A 16260-nucleotide genomic window follows, 5' to 3' on the forward strand; every position below is an offset into this window, starting at 1 on the left:
CCCCGGCCACGCTCGCCCCGAAACCGCTGTCGTCGCCCACACATTTCGCCCTGAATCTGCCATCTCATACACCCGATAACACCACGACCTGCGGCACGGCGCGCGAAGATGTGCACCCTCACAAAGCGCGAGTTGACATGTGGTCTGACCACTGTTGAATCCCACATATTGTGGCTGACTTTACGCAATACCCTGCATATAGTGGCGATGCGCTTACGGCCTCGTTAGGCCACGAGGCGCACCATCACACCACTGGAGCACTCGTGATTCCCCGATCCACCATTCGCAACTCTCAAAGCGTCGAAGTTAACGTCGCCGACACCATCAACGAATATCTCGCTCAGTCCGACTGGCGCGTGAACGCCAACGCCAACCAGGGATATTCACTCGGGGGCATGGTGCTCAACACCGCCGGAAAACTCATCGCGAACTATTGGCTCAACGAGGTCTACGCGCCTGCGGCCGGCGCCGCCCACCGCGAGGGCGACATCCATATTCACGATCTCGACATGTTTGCCGGGTACTGCGCGGGCTGGTCGTTGCGCGCGCTCCTCGAGCAGGGCTTCAATGGTGTGCCCGGTCGTATCGCCTCGACTCCGCCGCGTCATCTTTCATCGGCACTCGGGCAGATGGTCAACTTCCTCGGCACGCTGCAGAACGAGTGGGCGGGTGCACAGGCGTTTAGTTCCACCGACACCTACCTTGCACCTTTCGTTCGCCTCGACGGACTCACGCAGGATGCCGTCCGCCAGCTGATGCAGGAGTTCATCTTCAACCTCAACGTGCCGTCGCGGTGGGGCACACAGACGCCATTCACGAACCTCACGTTCGACTGGACTTGTCCCGACGACCTAGCCGACCAGCATCCACTTATCGGCGGCAAGGTCTGCGACTTCACCTACGGCGATCTTGCTCCCGAGATGGCGATGATCAACCGCGCGTACATCGATGTTATGACCGAGGGCGATGCCGACGGCCGCGCATTCACCTTTCCTATTCCCACTTACAACATCACTCCTGACTTCAAGTGGGACGACCCCCACGTCGATGCCCTCTTCGGAATGACAGCGAAGTACGGCCTGCCCTACTTTCAAAACTTCCTAAATTCCGACCTCGCCCCCCACATGATCCGCTCCATGTGTTGCCGGCTACAGCTCGATCTCACCGAACTACTCAAGCGTGGCAACGGTCTCTTCGGATCCGCCGAGCAAACGGGCTCGATCGGTGTTGTCACGATCAATTGCGCACGCCTCGGGTTTCTCTTCCCGGGCGACCTCGCAGGCGCACTCACCCGGCTCGACGAACTGCTCGCAATTTCGCGCGACAGTCTCGAGGCCAAACGAGACGTCATTTCGCACCACCTCGAGGGTGGGCTCTTCCCCTATACAAAGCACTATCTCGGCACGCTCGACAACCACTTCTCGACGATCGGCGTCAACGGCATCAACGAGTTCGTCCGCAATTTCACGCTCGACACCGACGACATCACGACGGATGCCGGGGCTACCCTCGCCATCGAGCTCCTCGACCACGTCCGCCGCCGCATGGTCGAATTCCAAGAGTCGACGGGCCAGATGTACAACCTCGAGGCCACACCCGCCGAAAGCGCCACCTACCGGTTTGCTCGGGTCGACGCGGCGCAGTTTGGCGACAGCATCCGCCATGCAGGCACTTCCGAGCACCCGTATTACACCAACTCGTCACAGCTACCGGTGGGCTTCACCGACGATCCGTTCGATGCGATGGCCCGGCAGGAGCCGCTGCAACAGAAGTACACGGGCGGCACAGTGCTGCACCTGTACATGGGTGAAGCTGTCGAATCAGCGGCGGCCTGCAAAAACCTGGTGCGGCGCTCGCTTGAACAGTTCCGCATCCCATACATCACGGTCACACCGACCTTTTCGATCTGCCCGCAACACGGATACGTCTCGGGCGATCACCCCGAGTGCCCGTTGTGCGGCAGCGTCTGCGAAGTGTGGACGCGAGTGATGGGCTACTTTCGCCCCATCGCCTCGTTCAACGTCGGCAAGCAGGGCGAAGCCGAAGAACGCGTGTACTTCGCCGCCGAGCGCGCGAAGGAACACCTCGCGGTGCCGGTGTGAGCGATGCCAGCGAGCTGCGCATTGCCGGTCTCAGTCGGTTTTCGAGTGTCGATTGGCCAGGAAAGCTCGTCGCCACGCTGTTTTTGCAGGGCTGCCCGTGGGACTGCTTCTACTGCCACAATCCCGAGCTGATCAGCCCGCGTCGCGCAGGGCGCATCTCGTGGCAGAGCGTGCACGGATTCCTCGAAACGAGGCAAGGCTTGCTCGACGGTGTGGTCTTTTCGGGAGGCGAGCCGACGATGCAGCGCGCGCTGATCCCGGCGCTACAGCAGGCTCGCGCGCTCGGCTTCGCGGTTGGGCTCCACTCCGGCGGGGCCTACCCCGCGCGACTTGCCGACGCGTTGCCACTTATCGACTGGATCGGACTCGACATCAAAGCGCGCCGCGACGACTACAGCGACACCACGGGTCGAAACCGAAGCGGCGACAACGCCTGGCGTTCGCTCGACACCGTGGTGGCGGCATCCCGTGGGCGTTCTGGCACCGCGCAACCGCTTGAGTACGAGGTGCGAACGACGGTGCACCCGGCCGCGCTCGATGAATCCGCGCTTCGACTCCTCGCCGACGATGTCGCGGCGTCGGGAGCCGACACCTGGATGCTGCAGCACTACCGCCCAGTGGGTGTTCGTGCCGAACGAGTCACCGTGGCCACGGCCCCCTACGACCTAGAATCCGTTGCAACAGGCCTCAACGCAGGCCGCTTCCAGAGGTTTGGTATCCGCTGACCTCCTCGTTCGGGCGGGAGGCCAGCGGATGTCTTTTAGCGCTGGCGCTTTTCGCGCACGCGCATGTTTGTGATGATCGGGGTGCCTTCGAAGCCGTAGACCTCGCGCAACCGGCGCTGAATAAAGCGACGGTAGCCCGGGTCGAGGAACCCGGTCGTGAAGAGCACGAATGTCGGCGGGCGCGTTGACGCCTGGGTACCGAACAGAATGCGTGGCTGCTTTCCACCACGCAACGGGTGCGGGTGCTCGGCGACGAGCTCGGAAAGGAACGCGTTGAACTTTCCGGTCGCGATGCGCTGATCCCATGAGGCGAGAGCTACTTCGAGAGCCGGCACGAGCTTCTCAAGGTGGCGACCAGTGCGCGCTGAGATGTTGACGCGAGGCGCCCAGGCGACGTGCGCTAGGTCTTGTTCGATCTCACGCTCAAGGTATCGGCGACGCTCGGCGTCTTCGTACTCGGGGGTGTTGAGAAGATCCCATTTGTTGAACGCGAGAACGAGAGCGCGGCCCGATTCGAGCACGAGGTCGATGATGCGAACGTCCTGCTCACTCAGCGACTGCGAAACGTCAAGCACGACGACGGCAACTTCGGCTTTTTCCAGCGCCGCAGAGGTACGAAGCGATGCGTAGAAGTCGGCGCCCTGCTGCAGGTGCACGCGACGACGGATACCCGCGGTATCAACGAAGCGCCAGAGCTTTCCGCCGAGGTCGACGATTTCGTCAACCGGGTCGCGGGTTGTGCCCGCGAGCTCGTTAACGACAACGCGCTCTTCGCCGGCTGCCTTGTTGAGCAGCGACGACTTGCCGACGTTCGGGCGACCGAGAATGGCCACGCGACGCGGTCCGCCGATCTCTTGTTTGGCGACGGCCGAAATCTCCGGCAGCACCTTCATGATCTCGTCGAGCAGATCGGCAACTCCGCGGCCGTGAATGGCCGACACCGGGTAGGGCGTGCCGAGACCGAGTGCCCAGAGGGCAGCGGCTTCGGGCTCGTGGGTGGCGTCATCAACCTTGTTGGCCACGAGGAACACGGGCTTGCCCGAGCGACGCAGCAACTTCACGACGTGCTCGTCGGTTGAGGTCGCACCAACGGTTGCGTCAACGACAAACATGACGACGTCGCACAGGTCGATGGCGATCTCAGCCTGGGCTGCAACCGAGCGGTCGATGCCGCGTGCGTCGGGCTCCCATCCGCCGGTGTCGACGATCGTGAAGCGACGGTCCTGCCACTCCGAGCGGTACATCACACGGTCGCGTGTGACACCCGGTGTGTCTTCGACAACGGCTTCACGACGGCCCAAGATGCGGTTGACGAGCGCCGACTTGCCGACGTTCGGGCGACCGACGATGGCGACGACCGGCAGCGCCGGCAGGTACTCGACACCGTCTTCGCCGATGCCCATTTCTTGCAGCAGTGCTGCGTCGTCGTCGTCGAGTTCGTAGTCCGACAATCCTGCGCGCAGCGCGGTGGCGCGTCGTTCGACAAGCTCCTCGTCGAGGTTCGCAAGTGTTTCGACGAGTCGATCCTCGCCGCCCTCGTATTCTTCTTCAGTCCCCATGGTGTTCTCCCGTCTGGGTACGCACGATTTCGAGCACCGTGTCCACGGTGGTAGCGAAATCGAGATCAGTGGAATCAACGACGGTCACGCCTTCGGCGGCCGTCAAAAAGTCTGCAACGCGCGCATCTGATGCGTCACGCTGGTGAAGAGCTGCAGCAACGGATGCCGCATCTTCGGTGGTCAGTTCGGCGCTGCGCCTTGCGGCCCGCACTTCGGGGGCCGCTGTCAGCAGCAGTCGCACGGGAGCGTCTGGTGCAACCACCGTGGTGATGTCCCGTCCTTCGACGACAACCCCCGGAGCGGTTGCTTCACCGATAAGGCGGCGAAATGCCGCGTTCACGCTGTCGCGGACGGCAGGAACACGGGCGACCGCGCTCACTGCGGCAGCAACCCGTGGCTCACGAATCGCGGATGTGACATCGGTTTCGCCGACCCGCACCCAGTACAGGTCTGGGTCAAGAGAGATGGCATACGGAAAGACAGTTGCGGCATCCGCGATCGCCTCGGCGTCTGCGGTGTCGACGTTCTCATCCAGCGCGTACCACGCGAGAGCCCGGTAGGCAGCGCCGGTGTCGAGATAGCCGAAGCCGAGCTTTCGAGCGACTTCTTTTGACACGCTCGACTTGCCGCTGCCCGCGGGGCCATCGATCGCGACAACAATCTGATCAGTCATGGAGGCTCGCAATCTTCCAGCCGCGGGCGGCAAGTCCTTCGGTCGCGCGCGTAACGACAGCCGGTTCCACGCTGATCTCTGCGAGGCCGAACTGTGCTCCCGGCGAGTGTTCGAGGCGCAAATCTTCGACGTTTACGTCGAGGTCGCCAAGTTCACCGAACAGGCGACCGAGCTGTCCTGCTGTGTCATCCACCATCACGACGACAGTTTCAAACCGGCGGTTCTGGCCGTGCTTTCCGGGCAGTCTTTCCACACCCAGATTTCCTTGACGGATGGCGTCCGCGACAGCACGTCGCGCACCTGGCTCGTCGGGCGCCCGAAGAGCGTCGGCGAGTGCCGAGAGGTCGGTCGCGAGCGCGTCGAGCACATTCACGACGGGCGCCGAATTGCCCTCGAGTATTTGCACCCAAAGTTCTGGGTCAGAAGCTGCAATGCGCGTCGTGTCTCGAACGCCCTGGCCCGCGAGTGAAAGAGCATCGTCGGGCGCATCAACGAAACGACCTGCCAGGAGCGATGCCACCACCTGAGGCACGTGGGAGATGAGCGCCACCGAACGGTCGTGCTCCTCCGGGCTCATCTCGACGAGCAGCGCACCAAGGTCGAGCGCGAGCCCTTCCACGAGGGAAAGATCGGCGGGTGTCGTCTCTTCATCTCGGCAGACGACCCAGGGTCGGCCACGGAAGATATCAGCGCGTGCAGCAATTGCACCACCGCGTTCGCGCCCAGCGAGGGGGTGCGAGCCGATGTAGCGCGTCACGTCGACGCCGTCGTCTCGGAGCTGCTGCAACGGCTCGAGTTTGATGCTCGCAACATCGGTGACAACGGCATCCGGGTATGTCTGAAGTTCACGCGCGATCACGCTTGCCGTCACGTCGGGCGGAACAGCAACGACAATCAGACCGGGCTTGTCGTCGGCTGTCGCGCGCCGACCGGCACCGTAATCGACCGCGAGGCGGAGCTGTGCGGGTGACGCGTCTTCGAGCGCCACGTCAACGTCGAGAGCGCGAAGCGCGTGACCGATGCTTGATCCGAGGAGTCCTGCCCCAACGATTCGAACGAGTCCGCTGGTGCGAGCCGCGACGCGAGGGCGCACAGGTGTGATCTGCTCGCTCACTCGGTCTCCTGGTCCTGCGCTTCCTCCGCGCTCGTGTCATGGCCGCGCGAAAGTGTCAAAAGCGCGCCCTGCTCAACTGTAGTCAATTCACGGGCGCGTCCCACGGGCAAAGAGCCGAGGCGCAGCGGGCCGAACTGGCGTCGCACCAGGTCAATCACCGGATGCCCCACCTCCGCCATCATGCGACGGACGATGCGGTTGCGACCCGAGTGCAGGGTCAGTTCCACGAGGCTCGTAGCGTCGTCGCCATCGCCGCCCGACACGTCGATAACGCGCGCACGGTCGGCCGAGATCGGGCCATCTTCGAGTTCGATCCCATGCGTGAGGGTCGCAACCGTCTGTCCCGTGACTTTTCCGCGCACCTTGGCGATGTACACCTTGGTCACGCCAAAGGAGGGGTGCGCGAGTACATGCGCGAGTGCACCGTCGTTGGTGAGCAGCAAGAGACCGCTGGTCTCGGCATCCAATCGGCCCACGTTGAAGAGGCGCTCTTCCCAGTCCTGCGTGAAGCGACGAAGATCAGGGCGACCGTGTTCGTCTTTCATCGTGCTGACAACACCGGTGGGCTTGTTCAAGACGACATAGCGCTTGCTGGTGTCGAGCTGAATCGCGGTGCCATCGACGTCGACGAGGTCAGTCTCGGGATCAATGCGTCGTCCCAGCTCAGTGACGACCTCACCGTTCACACGCACACGACCGTCGACGATGTAGTTTTCGGCAACGCGGCGCGACGCAACGCCAGCACCGGAGAGCACCTTCTGCAGGCGCACACCCTCGGTGCTGCGTTCGGGAGTGAGGTCTGTCATCGAATAACTTCCTGGTCGAATCCGTCAGCACCATCAGAGAGCAGCGGAGAAATGGGGGGCAGCTCGTCGAGCGAGTTGATGCCGAGATTGACGAGCAGCGCATCGGATGTGCCGTAAAGAATCGCGCCGGTTTCAGAATCCGTCGCAACCTCGGTGATGAGCCCGCGTGCTACCAGCGTACGCACTACAGAATCCACGTTCACTGCACGGATCGAGGCGACCTGCCCGCGCGAGACGGGTTGCTTGTACGCAATCACTGCAAGCGTCTCAAGCGCCGCCTGCGAAAGACGTGAGGGCGATTGCGACGAAACGAACTCCGCCACCACCGGGTCGAACTCGGCGCGAACGTATAAGCGCCACCCTCCCGCGACTTCCCGCAGCTCAAATCCGCGGCGTCTGCCACCGCGCTCACCGTCGTAGTCGGCAACGAGTTCCTCGATCGCCTGTCGTACGGCCGGCATGGGCGCCGCGACTGCTGTGGCAAGGCTCACGAGGCTCTGTGGTTCATCGACCACGAGCAGGATTGCTTCGAGGCGGCCCGCAACATCATCGGTCATAATCTGCTCCCAGGGAGGCGAGGTTTTCATCAGACCAGCGTTCAGCGGTCCAACGCAGTGTCAGTTCACCCAACGGCTCGAGCTGCTCGAACGTCAGTGCGGCATGGCGATAGAGCTCCAGCACCGACAAGAACCTCGCAACGACGACGCCGGGCATAGACACTCCGGCGATCAGTTCGCGAAAGCTCACGGTGCCGGCACTTCGCAGAAGGGTCACGACAATCGCTGCCTGCTCGCGAATACTCACGAGTGGTGCGTGAAGGTGATCGAGACCCACAATCGGAATCTCTTTCGGCGTCATCGCGAAGAGAGCCAGCGCGGCGAAGTCCCCCGCAGAGAGAGTCCACACGAGCTCAGGTGTTGCGCGACGGTATTTCTCTTCCAATCGCACCGAACGAGTGTGACGGGCGTCTTCAGCCTGAAGTTTCTCCGCAAACCACGTCGACACGTCTTTGAAGGCGCGGTACTGCAGCAACCGCGCAAACAGGAGGTCCCGTGCTTCAAGAAGCGCAACAGATTCAGCGTCAACGAATTCGCCCTGCGGCAGCAAGCCCGCGACCTTCATGTCGAGCAGCGTTGCGGCCACCACCAGAAACCCGGAGGCCTGTTCCATCTCTTCATCGGGATCCAGCGCCCGAAGATATGAAATGAATTCATCGGTCACCGTACTGAGTGCGACCTCGGTGATGTCGAGTTCGTGCTTCGAAATCAGCGTGAGCAACAGGTCGAATGGCCCGTCAAACACGCCGAGCGATACGCGGAATCCTTCGGCTGTGGTCTCTGTTCCCGATTCGGGATCAGGCGACAGCGCCACGGGCCACCAGCTCCCGCGCCAGACGCAGGTATGCCTGCGCTGCGGGGTGCTCCGGAGCAAACTCGGTAATCGGCACACCGGCGACCGAGGCATCCGGAAACTTCACGGTGCGTCCGATCACAGTTTCAAGAACATCATCGCCGAACGCGTCGACTACCCGCTCGAGAACCTCGCGCGAGTGGAGCGTGCGTGGGTCATACATTGTGGCGACGACACCATCGAGTGTGATTGAGGGGTTGAGTCGATCGCGCACTTTGTCGATCGTCTCGATCAGCAACGCAACCCCGCGAAGTGCGAAGAACTCGCACTCTAGCGGAATCAGCACACCGTGGCTTGCGGTCAGTGCGTTGACGGTCAGTAGGCCGAGCGACGGCTGGCAGTCGATCAAGATGACATCGTAATCACCGGCCACTTTCCGCAGCACGCGCGAAAGAATTGTCTCGCGCGCAACCTCATTAACGAGGTGCACTTCGGCAGCTGACAAGTCGATGTTGGCCGGCATAATGTCGAGCCCCGGCACCGACGTCTGCACGATGACATCCTGCGGGTCACGCTTCGTGTCGAGCAGAAGGTCGTAAATGGTCGGCACGTCGTGGGTGTCGATGCCGAGGCCCGCAGATAGAGCGCCCTGCGGATCGAAGTCGATCGTCAACACGCGGCGACCGTATTCGGCAAGAGCTGCCGCGAGATTGATCGTCGTCGTCGTTTTGCCGACGCCACCCTTCTGGTTACAGAGGGCAATAATGCGCGCAGGCCCATGGGAATCGAGTGCAACAGGAGTCGCAAAACCCCGGTAGGGGCGACCTGTCGCTCCCATTGTGGGTGTCTCGTCCTTCTTCGGCGACTTAGCCGTGGACTTTGCTGCGCTGCCCGTCACCGTTCTCCTGCTCTCACGTACACGATCTACTGATTCTACCGGCGCATAGGCTTTCGCAATACCTGGCCACACCGCGCGTCCTGAGACGAGTCAAAGAGCGCGAGGGTGAGACGTCGCGTAAACGTCGCGCAGGGCGTCAATCGAGACGTGCGTGTAAATCTGCGTCGTTGCTACCGACGCGTGGCCAAGGAGCTCTTGCACCACGCGCACGTCGGCTCCCCCTTGCAACAGGTGGGTCGCGAACGAGTGCCGGAACGTGTGCGGGGACACATGGGCGGCAAGGCCCGCGGTATCAGCTGCAGCCTGAATGATGAGCCATACGCTCTGCCGCGACAACGGTGCCCCCCGCACGCCGAGAAAGAGGCGTGGCGTCCCCTTACCGCGGCGCGCCAGCTCCGGGCGAGCACGAGAGAGATAAGCATCAAGCGCAATGCGAGCAAACGAGCCGACCGGCACCATCCGTTCTTTCGCGCCCTTGCCGCGTACCCGCACGATGTCGGCGTCGGTGAGGTCATCAACATCGAGCTGTACGAGCTCCGACACGCGAGCACCCGTCGCGTAGAGCATCTCCAAGAGAGCCCGGTCGCGGACACCCGAAATGGTTGACACATCGGGGGCGGCAAGCAGTGCTTCGATCTGCTCGATTGTCAGCGCCTTTGGCAGTCGCTTCGGCTGTACCGGCGGTCGCAGTTTTCCCGTGGGATCAGCGACAGGTGCCCCTTCAGCGCTCAGAAACCGATGATAGTTCCGCACCGACGACTGCAACCGGGCAAGGCTTGACGCCGCGGGCGGTGGCTCGGTATTTGCTCGCTCGGCCACGAAATCTGCGACGATCGCGGGGGTCACGGCATCCGAATCTTCGATGTCTAAAGTCTTCAACCACGAGGTATAAACCTCAAGATCTCGTCGGTACGCCGAAACGGTGTGGTCAGAGAGCCCGCGCTCAATCGCTACATGTCGCAGATACGTATCGACGGCGCGATCAAGGTCCATGTCAGAGCGCGCGCGCCCCGCGTCGCAAACGCTCGGATGCCGCCAACACCCCGACGCTCAAAATGCCATTTCGCATGCGCCCCTCAAGCACAGCAGACACTGCCTCGTCGAGAGGCACCCACTCAGTGCGGATGTCTGCTTCTTCCTCGTCGCGGTCGAACGTCTCATCAGCAGCGCTGAGCCCACGTGCCAAAAACACGTGGATGACCTCGTCGTTGCCGCCGGGCGTTGTGAACACGCTCACGAGCGGTTCCCACTCGCGAGCGACAGCATCAACCTCCTCGGCGAGCTCACGCTTGGCAGCTTCCATCGGTGGTTCGCCCGCAACGTCAAGCAGGCCCGCGGGAATCTCCCAATCGCGCGTGCGGATCGGGTGCCGATACTGCTGAATCAGCAGCACACGGTTTTCGTCATCGAGTGCAACGACTGCGGCGGCGCCCGGGTGAGCGACGAACTCCCGCACCAGCTCAGCACCGTTGTAGCGGAATGTCTCGCTCCGCACGTCCCACACATGGCCCTCGTACACGAGGTCCGAGGCGACGATGTCGGGAGTGACGTGCTCGTCGTGAAGTTCAGCAGAAGACATCCTCTAGCCGCGATCCACGTCGAAGAGTTCGCTCGCGCGGTGGCGTTCGAGCGCTGCACTGACAAGGCCACGGAAGAGCGGATGCGGCGCCGTCGGACGCGACCGCAGCTCGGGGTGAGCCTGAGTTGCGATGTAGTACGGGTGCTTGTCTTTCGGAAGCTCCACATACTCGACGAGGTTGCGGTCGGGCGACAAGCCGGAGAAGACGAGACCCGCCTCGGCTAGCTGGTCACGGTACGCGTTGTTGACCTCGTAGCGGTGACGGTGACGCTCCGACACGAGGTTGTCGCCATAGACCTCTTCGGCGAGCGATCCCTCACGCAACTGCGCCGGGTAAAGGCCCAGACGCATCGTGCCGCCCATGTCGCCGTGGTCGAGAATATCGACCTGCTCAGCCATCGTCGCAATCACAGGGAACTCGGTGTCGGGATCGAACTCGCTCGATGATGCGCCTTCAAGCCCCACCACATTGCGTGCATACTCCACAACCATGCACTGCAGGCCCAGGCAGATCCCGAGCGTCGGAATGCCCTGTTCTCGTGCGAATTTGAGCGCGCCGAGCTTGCCTTCGATACCGCGGATGCCGAAACCACCGGGAACGATGATGCCATCGAGGTGTGCGAGTGCGCGCTCAGCGCCCTCTGGGGTTTCGCAGCTGTCGGAGGGAACCCAGTTCACTTTGACGTGCGTTTCCTGACCGAATCCGCCAGCTTTCAACGCTTCGGTGACCGAGAGATACGCATCCGGCAGGTCGATGTACTTACCTACGAGACCGATGGTCACTTCGTGCTTGGGGTTGTGAACGGCTTCGAGTAGACGACCCCAGCGAGTCCAGTCCACGTCTTCCGCCTTATCGATCCCGAGCGTCCGCACGATGTATTGATCAAGATTCTGATCGTGCAGCATTGTCGGGATGTCGTAGATGCTCGGCACGTCAACAGCGTTGACGACAGCGTCTTCGTCGACGTCACACATGAGTGCGATTTTGCGCTTGTTGGATTCCGTGACCGGGCGGTCGCTACGAAGAACGAGCGCATCCGGCTGAATACCGATCGAGCGAAGAGTTGCAACCGAGTGCTGAGTCGGTTTGGTCTTCTGCTCGCCCGAAGCGCCCATGAACGGCACGAGAGAAACGTGCACGAAGAACACATTCTGGCGCCCCAGTTCGTGGCGAATCTGACGAGCTGACTCGATGAACGGCTGAGACTCGATGTCGCCGACAGTGCCACCGATTTCAGTGATGATGACGTCTGGCTTCGGCGTTTCATCGGCCTGCAACCGCATCCGGCGCTTGATCTCGTCGGTGATGTGCGGGATGACCTGCACGGTGTCGCCGAGATACTCGCCACGTCGCTCGCGCGCGATGACCTGCGAATAGATCTGACCCGTGGTCACGTTGGCCGCTTGGCTCAACTGGATGTCGAGGAAGCGCTCGTAGTGACCAATATCGAGGTCGGTCTCGGCGCCATCATCGGTGACGAAGACTTCACCGTGCTGGAACGGGTTCATCGTTCCAGGATCAACGTTGAGATATGGGTCAAGTTTCTGCATGACCACGCGTAATCCGCGGGCCGTAAGAAGGTTGCCGAGGCTTGCCGCCGTCAGGCCTTTACCCAAAGAAGAAACGACACCACCCGTCACAAAAATGTGCTTGGTCGTGTCGTCAGAAGAGGCCGCAGCAGAAGAATCCATCACGGGCTTCTATGCTATCAGCCCGTCATCGACTTCTGCTCGCCGACGACGAAGAACCGGCCCCGAGTGCGAGAAGCTCTCGTGCGTGACTGAGCGCTGCTTCCGAATCATCGAGGCCCGAAAGAAGACGCGCCATCTCGGCTTCGCGGGCCGCGCCGTCAAGCCTGCGAACACTCGATTCGGTCACTGTGCCATCGCTCGCTTTTACGACGCCGAGGTGGTTCCCGGCGAAAGCCGCGACCTGGGCGAGGTGCGTGACAGCAATAACCTGCGCTGATTCCGCCAGCTTCGCCAATCGGCGTCCGACTTCAATCGCTGCGGCGCCGCCTATTCCGGCATCCACTTCATCAAAAACGAACGTCGGTACGGGGTCAGTACCCGCAATCACAACTTCGATCGCGAGCATCACGCGGCTGAGCTCTCCACCCGACGCGCTGCGGGCGACGGGGCGCGGCTCAGCGCCCGGATGGGGCGCCAGTAGGAGGGCAACCTCGTCGCGACCAGTAGCGGTGGGCGCCGACTCAGAAACCTCTACGACAACGCGCGCGTCGGGCAGCGCCAAAGCATGCAGTTCTTCAGTCACCGCCTCGGCTAGTCGTGATGCGGCGTCCCGGCGTGAGGCGCTCAGCGTGTCCGCGGCGTCATCAAGCGCAACGGATGCCTCGTGGCGCTCCGCCTCGAGGCGGGTCACCCGATCGTCGTCATCATCGAGCTCGATAAGCCGCGCAGAGCCGATGGCCAACAGACCGATTGCCGCGTCAATCGAGCCATGCGTGCGAACGAGTTCACCGAGCACCGCACGCCTCTCTTCGAGGGCAGCAAGTTCCGCGGGTGCTGCATCGTCGAGGTCCGCAAGATAGCCAGACAGGGTTGCAGCGAGATCAGTCGCGCGGTATCCGAGGTCGGCTGCCGCAGTTCCCGCTTCTGCCAGTACCGGATCATCGGCACGTTCAAGCGTCCGGCGCACTTCAGCCAAGATCGTGACGATATCTGGGGCGCCGTCTTCACTTGCAAGCATCGCGTGCGCGGTAGCGGCAGACAAGCGCAGCTCTTCGGCGTTAGCGAGTCGCTGTGCCCGTTCCGCCAACGCGGCGTCTTCGCCGGGCTGCGGATTTACGTGCTCAATCGCGCTGATTTGCGCGCGCAAGAGCGCGGCTTCTTCAGACCGACTCCCCCGATACGTCACGAGAGCGTCGAGTTCGTCGTTGATTTCGCGGTGGCGCTCGAACGAATCGCGGTAAACAGCAAGCGCCTCCGCAACAGGTGCGCCGGCGAAACGATCAAGGGCATCGCGTTGCGCACTGGCCGAACGAAGCCGAAGCTGGTCAGACTGGCCGTGCACAACAACGAGCTGGTCGGCGATTTCAGAGAGCACACCAACGGGCACGACTCTGCCACCGACGCTCGCGCGGCTGCGGCCTTCTCGCGAGAGCGTGCGTGCCATTAGCAACTCCGCAGTGCCGTCACCGAGCGAATCAACGTCCCCACCAGCGTCGTGCACACGATCGGCCACTGCGCCACTGTCTGGCACGAGCCATGCGCCGTCAACGGAAGCCTGGGATGCCCCCGCTCGTACCGCGCTCGAGTCAGCGCGGTTACCGAGCAAGAGGCCAAGCCCACTCACGACCATGGTTTTACCGGCGCCGGTCTCCCCAGTGATCGCCGTGAAACCACGCCCAATAGGCAATGTCGCATCTGCGATCACGCCAAGGTCGCGCAACCGCAGTTCTTCGATCACGAAGCGTCTCCGTCCGGTCCACGCCAGCCTGATACCGGCAAGTGGAACTTTCGAACAAGTCGATCTGTAAAAGACGCCGGGTGCAGACGCGCAAGGCGCACCGGTCGAGCCGATTTACGCACGACCACCCGCGCGCCGGGCGGCAACTCGTGGGAGCGACGCCCGTCACACCACAAAATGCCGGTTCCGTTGGTTCGCTGCAAGAGCTCAATTGCGACTCTTGCATCGGGGTTGATCACGAGCGGTTTCGCGAACAGGGCGTGGGCCGATAGCGGGACGACAGCGATCGCCTGCACGCCGGGCCAGATCACCGGTCCACCGGCCGAGAAGTTATACGCCGTCGAACCTGTCGGGGTAGACACAACGACGCCATCGCAGCCAAACGCAGTCAGCGGACGTTCATCCACCTCGACAACGACCTCCAGCATCCGCTCCCGCGACGCTTTCTCTACCGTTGCTTCGTTGAGAGCCCATGTCTCGTAGACGACCTCGCCCGAAGAATCCTTCACTTGCACCGCAAGAGCAAGTCGTTCTTCGACGCGGTAGTCCCGCGCGATTACTCGAGCGACAGCATCGTCCATGTCATCGCGTTCAATCTCTGCGAGAAATCCAACGTGGCCCATGTTGATGCCAAGCACCGGTGCGCGCACATCACGAACAAGCTCTGCGGCGCGCAAGATTGTTCCGTCGCCACCGAGCACTATCGCAAGTTCAATGTCGGTGATGGCGACATCGCGGCCGAGAATGGCAGTGTCCGTGTATTCCGGAAGAGCGGCGATGAGGTCATCGCGATCATCTGCGACGAAAACTGCGCGAGCTCCCGCAGCACTCAACGCCGACGCCACCCGAACGGCAGCAACCACAGTCTCTTCGCGTAGGGCGTGCGCGACAACCAAAATGTTGCGTACGGTCTCTGTCATCGACTTCCCGTCAACTCGGTCACGGTGCGTATCCATTCTGTCGGATTCCCATCCGAGCCGTTTCTCAGGTGCACCACAAACTCTCGATTGCCGTGCGTTCCCACGATCGGAGACGCGATCACGCCGTGTGTAGATAGTCCGATGTCCCATGCGGCCCACAGCACGGTCGTCACAGCGTCGGCGCGCACGGCGGGCGCGGTGACAAGGCCGCCTTTCACTGCGGTGCGTCCAGCTTCGAACTGCGGCTTCACCAGCAAAATGGCATCGCCCTCAGGAGACATCACCTCTTTCACCGCCGCAAGCACATGCGTGAGCGAGATGAACGACAGATCCGCTGTCACGAGATCGGGAACATCGGCTATCCCCGAGATACCTGCCAGAGACGCCGGTGTCATGTAGCGAACGTTGAAACCCTCCACCACGCTCACCCCCGGATCAGCTGAGATCTTCGGGTCCATCTGGTCGTGTCCGACGTCGGCAGCAATCACCCGCGACGCTCCGCGTTCGCGCAACACTTGAGTGAATCCGCCGGTGGAGGCACCAAGGTCGAGCGCCGTCAGTCCCCGAGGATCGAGGGTAAAAGCATCAAGGGCAGCAATCAGCTTGTGAGCGGCGCGACTTACATAATGATCGGATGCTGCCACTTCGAGCGCGGCGTCTTCAGTCACGCGCGTCGAAGCTTTCACGACTGTCACGCCGTCAACAGAGACGAGCCCCGACGCAATGAGCGTCGCAGCTTGAGTTCGTGATCGCGCCAGGCCCGAGGCAGCCAGCGCCGCATCGAGACGCATTGTCACGATGAGCGGTTCTCGCCAGGGTTTGATTCGAGCCGGCGGGCAAGTTCGTCGTGCAACGAGGCGTACGACGACGCTCTGTCTTTCAACGGTTGCTGCTCGATCACCTCGAGGGCGGATAGCAGGTCTTCGGATACGACTGCTGCATCCTCACCGTTCGACATATCCCCAGGATACGTGCCAAAACGGGATGCCGCCACGCAACCTAAACGTCTCGTAAATGCGAAAAGGGCCACCCAGCGTTGGGTGGCCCTTTTCTTAAAAGAAGTCCGGCGGTGTCCTACTCTCCCACAGGGTCCCCCCTGCAGTA

At 62.1% G+C, this 16260-nt stretch carries 16 protein-coding genes; 2 read left to right on the plus strand and 14 right to left on the minus strand.

Annotated features, from left to right (window positions below; translation table 11 throughout):
• Positions 1–263 precede the first annotated feature (263 nt).
• Both FHS06_RS13670 and FHS06_RS13675 read left to right on the plus strand, forming a co-directional pair.
• Entirely contained in the window at positions 264–2102 is a 1839-nt protein-coding gene (locus tag FHS06_RS13670) for a ribonucleoside triphosphate reductase (RefSeq protein ID WP_182486498.1), read from the plus strand.
• On the plus strand, positions 2099–2827 hold the full coding sequence (locus FHS06_RS13675) for an anaerobic ribonucleoside-triphosphate reductase activating protein (RefSeq protein WP_167050174.1): 729 nt from the start codon (positions 2099–2101) through the stop codon (positions 2825–2827). The genes FHS06_RS13670 and FHS06_RS13675 overlap by 4 nt, the downstream gene beginning before the upstream one ends.
• Before the next feature lie 35 nt (positions 2828–2862).
• Here FHS06_RS13675 and der read toward each other — a convergent pair whose 3' ends face one another.
• The 14 genes from der to FHS06_RS13745 all read right to left on the minus strand — a co-directional run bounded on the left by der (position 2863) and on the right by FHS06_RS13745 (position 16114).
• A complete protein-coding gene (gene der, locus FHS06_RS13680) occupies positions 2863–4386 on the minus strand; it encodes a ribosome biogenesis GTPase Der (RefSeq protein WP_167050176.1) in 1524 nt (507 codons plus the stop codon).
• Complete coding sequence (gene cmk / locus FHS06_RS13685; protein WP_167050178.1) at positions 4376–5059, minus strand: (d)CMP kinase; 684 nt, start codon at positions 5057–5059, stop codon at positions 4376–4378. Before cmk ends, der begins: the two co-directional genes overlap by 11 nt.
• On the minus strand, positions 5052–6173 hold the full coding sequence (locus tag FHS06_RS13690) for a prephenate dehydrogenase (RefSeq protein WP_310734830.1): 1122 nt from the start codon (positions 6171–6173) through the stop codon (positions 5052–5054). Before FHS06_RS13690 ends, cmk begins: the two co-directional genes overlap by 8 nt.
• Entirely contained in the window at positions 6170–6979 is an 810-nt protein-coding gene (locus tag FHS06_RS13695) for a pseudouridine synthase (RefSeq protein WP_167050180.1), read from the minus strand. Before FHS06_RS13695 ends, FHS06_RS13690 begins: the two co-directional genes overlap by 4 nt.
• Positions 6976–7536: an SMC-Scp complex subunit ScpB gene (gene scpB / locus FHS06_RS13700; RefSeq protein WP_182486499.1), complete on the minus strand. Its 561-nt coding sequence runs from the start codon at positions 7534–7536 to the stop codon at positions 6976–6978. Before scpB ends, FHS06_RS13695 begins: the two co-directional genes overlap by 4 nt.
• Complete coding sequence (locus tag FHS06_RS13705) at positions 7526–8350, minus strand: segregation and condensation protein A (RefSeq protein ID WP_310734831.1); 825 nt, start codon at positions 8348–8350, stop codon at positions 7526–7528. Before FHS06_RS13705 ends, scpB begins: the two co-directional genes overlap by 11 nt.
• Positions 8334–9167, minus strand: a complete 834-nt coding sequence (locus FHS06_RS13710) for a ParA family protein (RefSeq protein WP_167050388.1) — start codon at positions 9165–9167, stop codon at positions 8334–8336. The genes FHS06_RS13705 and FHS06_RS13710 overlap by 17 nt, the downstream gene beginning before the upstream one ends.
• Before the next feature lie 150 nt (positions 9168–9317).
• A complete protein-coding gene (gene xerD, locus FHS06_RS13715) occupies positions 9318–10220 on the minus strand; it encodes a site-specific tyrosine recombinase XerD (RefSeq protein ID WP_167050186.1) in 903 nt (300 codons plus the stop codon).
• 1 nt (position 10221) lies between these two features.
• Entirely contained in the window at positions 10222–10806 is a 585-nt protein-coding gene (locus tag FHS06_RS13720; protein ID WP_167050188.1) for an NUDIX domain-containing protein, read from the minus strand.
• Between the two features lie 3 nt (positions 10807–10809).
• On the minus strand, positions 10810–12498 hold the full coding sequence (locus tag FHS06_RS13725; protein WP_167050190.1) for a CTP synthase: 1689 nt from the start codon (positions 12496–12498) through the stop codon (positions 10810–10812).
• Between the two features lie 25 nt (positions 12499–12523).
• On the minus strand, positions 12524–14236 hold the full coding sequence (recN, locus tag FHS06_RS13730) for a DNA repair protein RecN (RefSeq protein WP_167050192.1): 1713 nt from the start codon (positions 14234–14236) through the stop codon (positions 12524–12526).
• Positions 14233–15156 carry an NAD kinase gene (locus tag FHS06_RS13735; RefSeq protein ID WP_167050195.1) on the minus strand — a complete coding sequence of 308 codons (924 nt, stop codon included), beginning with the start codon at positions 15154–15156 and terminating at the stop codon, positions 14233–14235. The genes recN and FHS06_RS13735 overlap by 4 nt, the downstream gene beginning before the upstream one ends.
• Positions 15153–15953 (minus strand): TlyA family RNA methyltransferase, encoded by an 801-nt coding sequence (locus FHS06_RS13740; protein WP_167050197.1) that lies wholly within the window; start codon positions 15951–15953, stop codon positions 15153–15155. The genes FHS06_RS13735 and FHS06_RS13740 overlap by 4 nt, the downstream gene beginning before the upstream one ends.
• Positions 15950–16114 carry a hypothetical protein gene (locus tag FHS06_RS13745; protein WP_167050199.1) on the minus strand — a complete coding sequence of 55 codons (165 nt, stop codon included), beginning with the start codon at positions 16112–16114 and terminating at the stop codon, positions 15950–15952. The genes FHS06_RS13740 and FHS06_RS13745 overlap by 4 nt, the downstream gene beginning before the upstream one ends.
• Between the last annotated feature and the right edge of the window lie 146 nt (positions 16115–16260).

This window comes from Microbacterium halimionae (genome assembly GCF_011761265.1).
GTDB classification, from domain to species: domain Bacteria; phylum Actinomycetota; class Actinomycetes; order Actinomycetales; family Microbacteriaceae; genus Microbacterium; species Microbacterium halimionae.

What these genes read in the sequence shown, in the direction of transcription:
- der (WP_167050176.1), bottom strand. Translation starts at nt 4,386, where the DNA reads ATGGGGACTGAAGAAGAATACGAGGGCGGCGAGGATCGACTCGTCGAA.
- cmk (WP_167050178.1), bottom strand. Translation starts at nt 5,059, where the DNA reads ATGACTGATCAGATTGTTGTCGCGATCGATGGCCCCGCGGGCAGCGGC.
- FHS06_RS13695 (WP_167050180.1), bottom strand. Translation starts at nt 6,979, where the DNA reads ATGACAGACCTCACTCCCGAACGCAGCACCGAGGGTGTGCGCCTGCAG.
- scpB (WP_182486499.1), bottom strand. Translation starts at nt 7,536, where the DNA reads ATGACCGATGATGTTGCGGGCCGCCTCGAAGCAATCCTGCTCGTGGTC.
- FHS06_RS13710 (WP_167050388.1), bottom strand. Translation starts at nt 9,167, where the DNA reads ATGGGAGCGACAGGTCGCCCCTACCGGGGTTTTGCGACTCCTGTTGCA.
- xerD (WP_167050186.1), bottom strand. Translation starts at nt 10,220, where the DNA reads ATGGACCTTGATCGCGCCGTCGATACGTATCTGCGACATGTAGCGATT.
- FHS06_RS13720 (WP_167050188.1), bottom strand. Translation starts at nt 10,806, where the DNA reads ATGTCTTCTGCTGAACTTCACGACGAGCACGTCACTCCCGACATCGTC.
- FHS06_RS13725 (WP_167050190.1), bottom strand. Translation starts at nt 12,498, where the DNA reads ATGGATTCTTCTGCTGCGGCCTCTTCTGACGACACGACCAAGCACATT.
- FHS06_RS13735 (WP_167050195.1), bottom strand. Translation starts at nt 15,156, where the DNA reads ATGACAGAGACCGTACGCAACATTTTGGTTGTCGCGCACGCCCTACGC.
- FHS06_RS13745 (WP_167050199.1), bottom strand. Translation starts at nt 16,114, where the DNA reads ATGTCGAACGGTGAGGATGCAGCAGTCGTATCCGAAGACCTGCTATCC.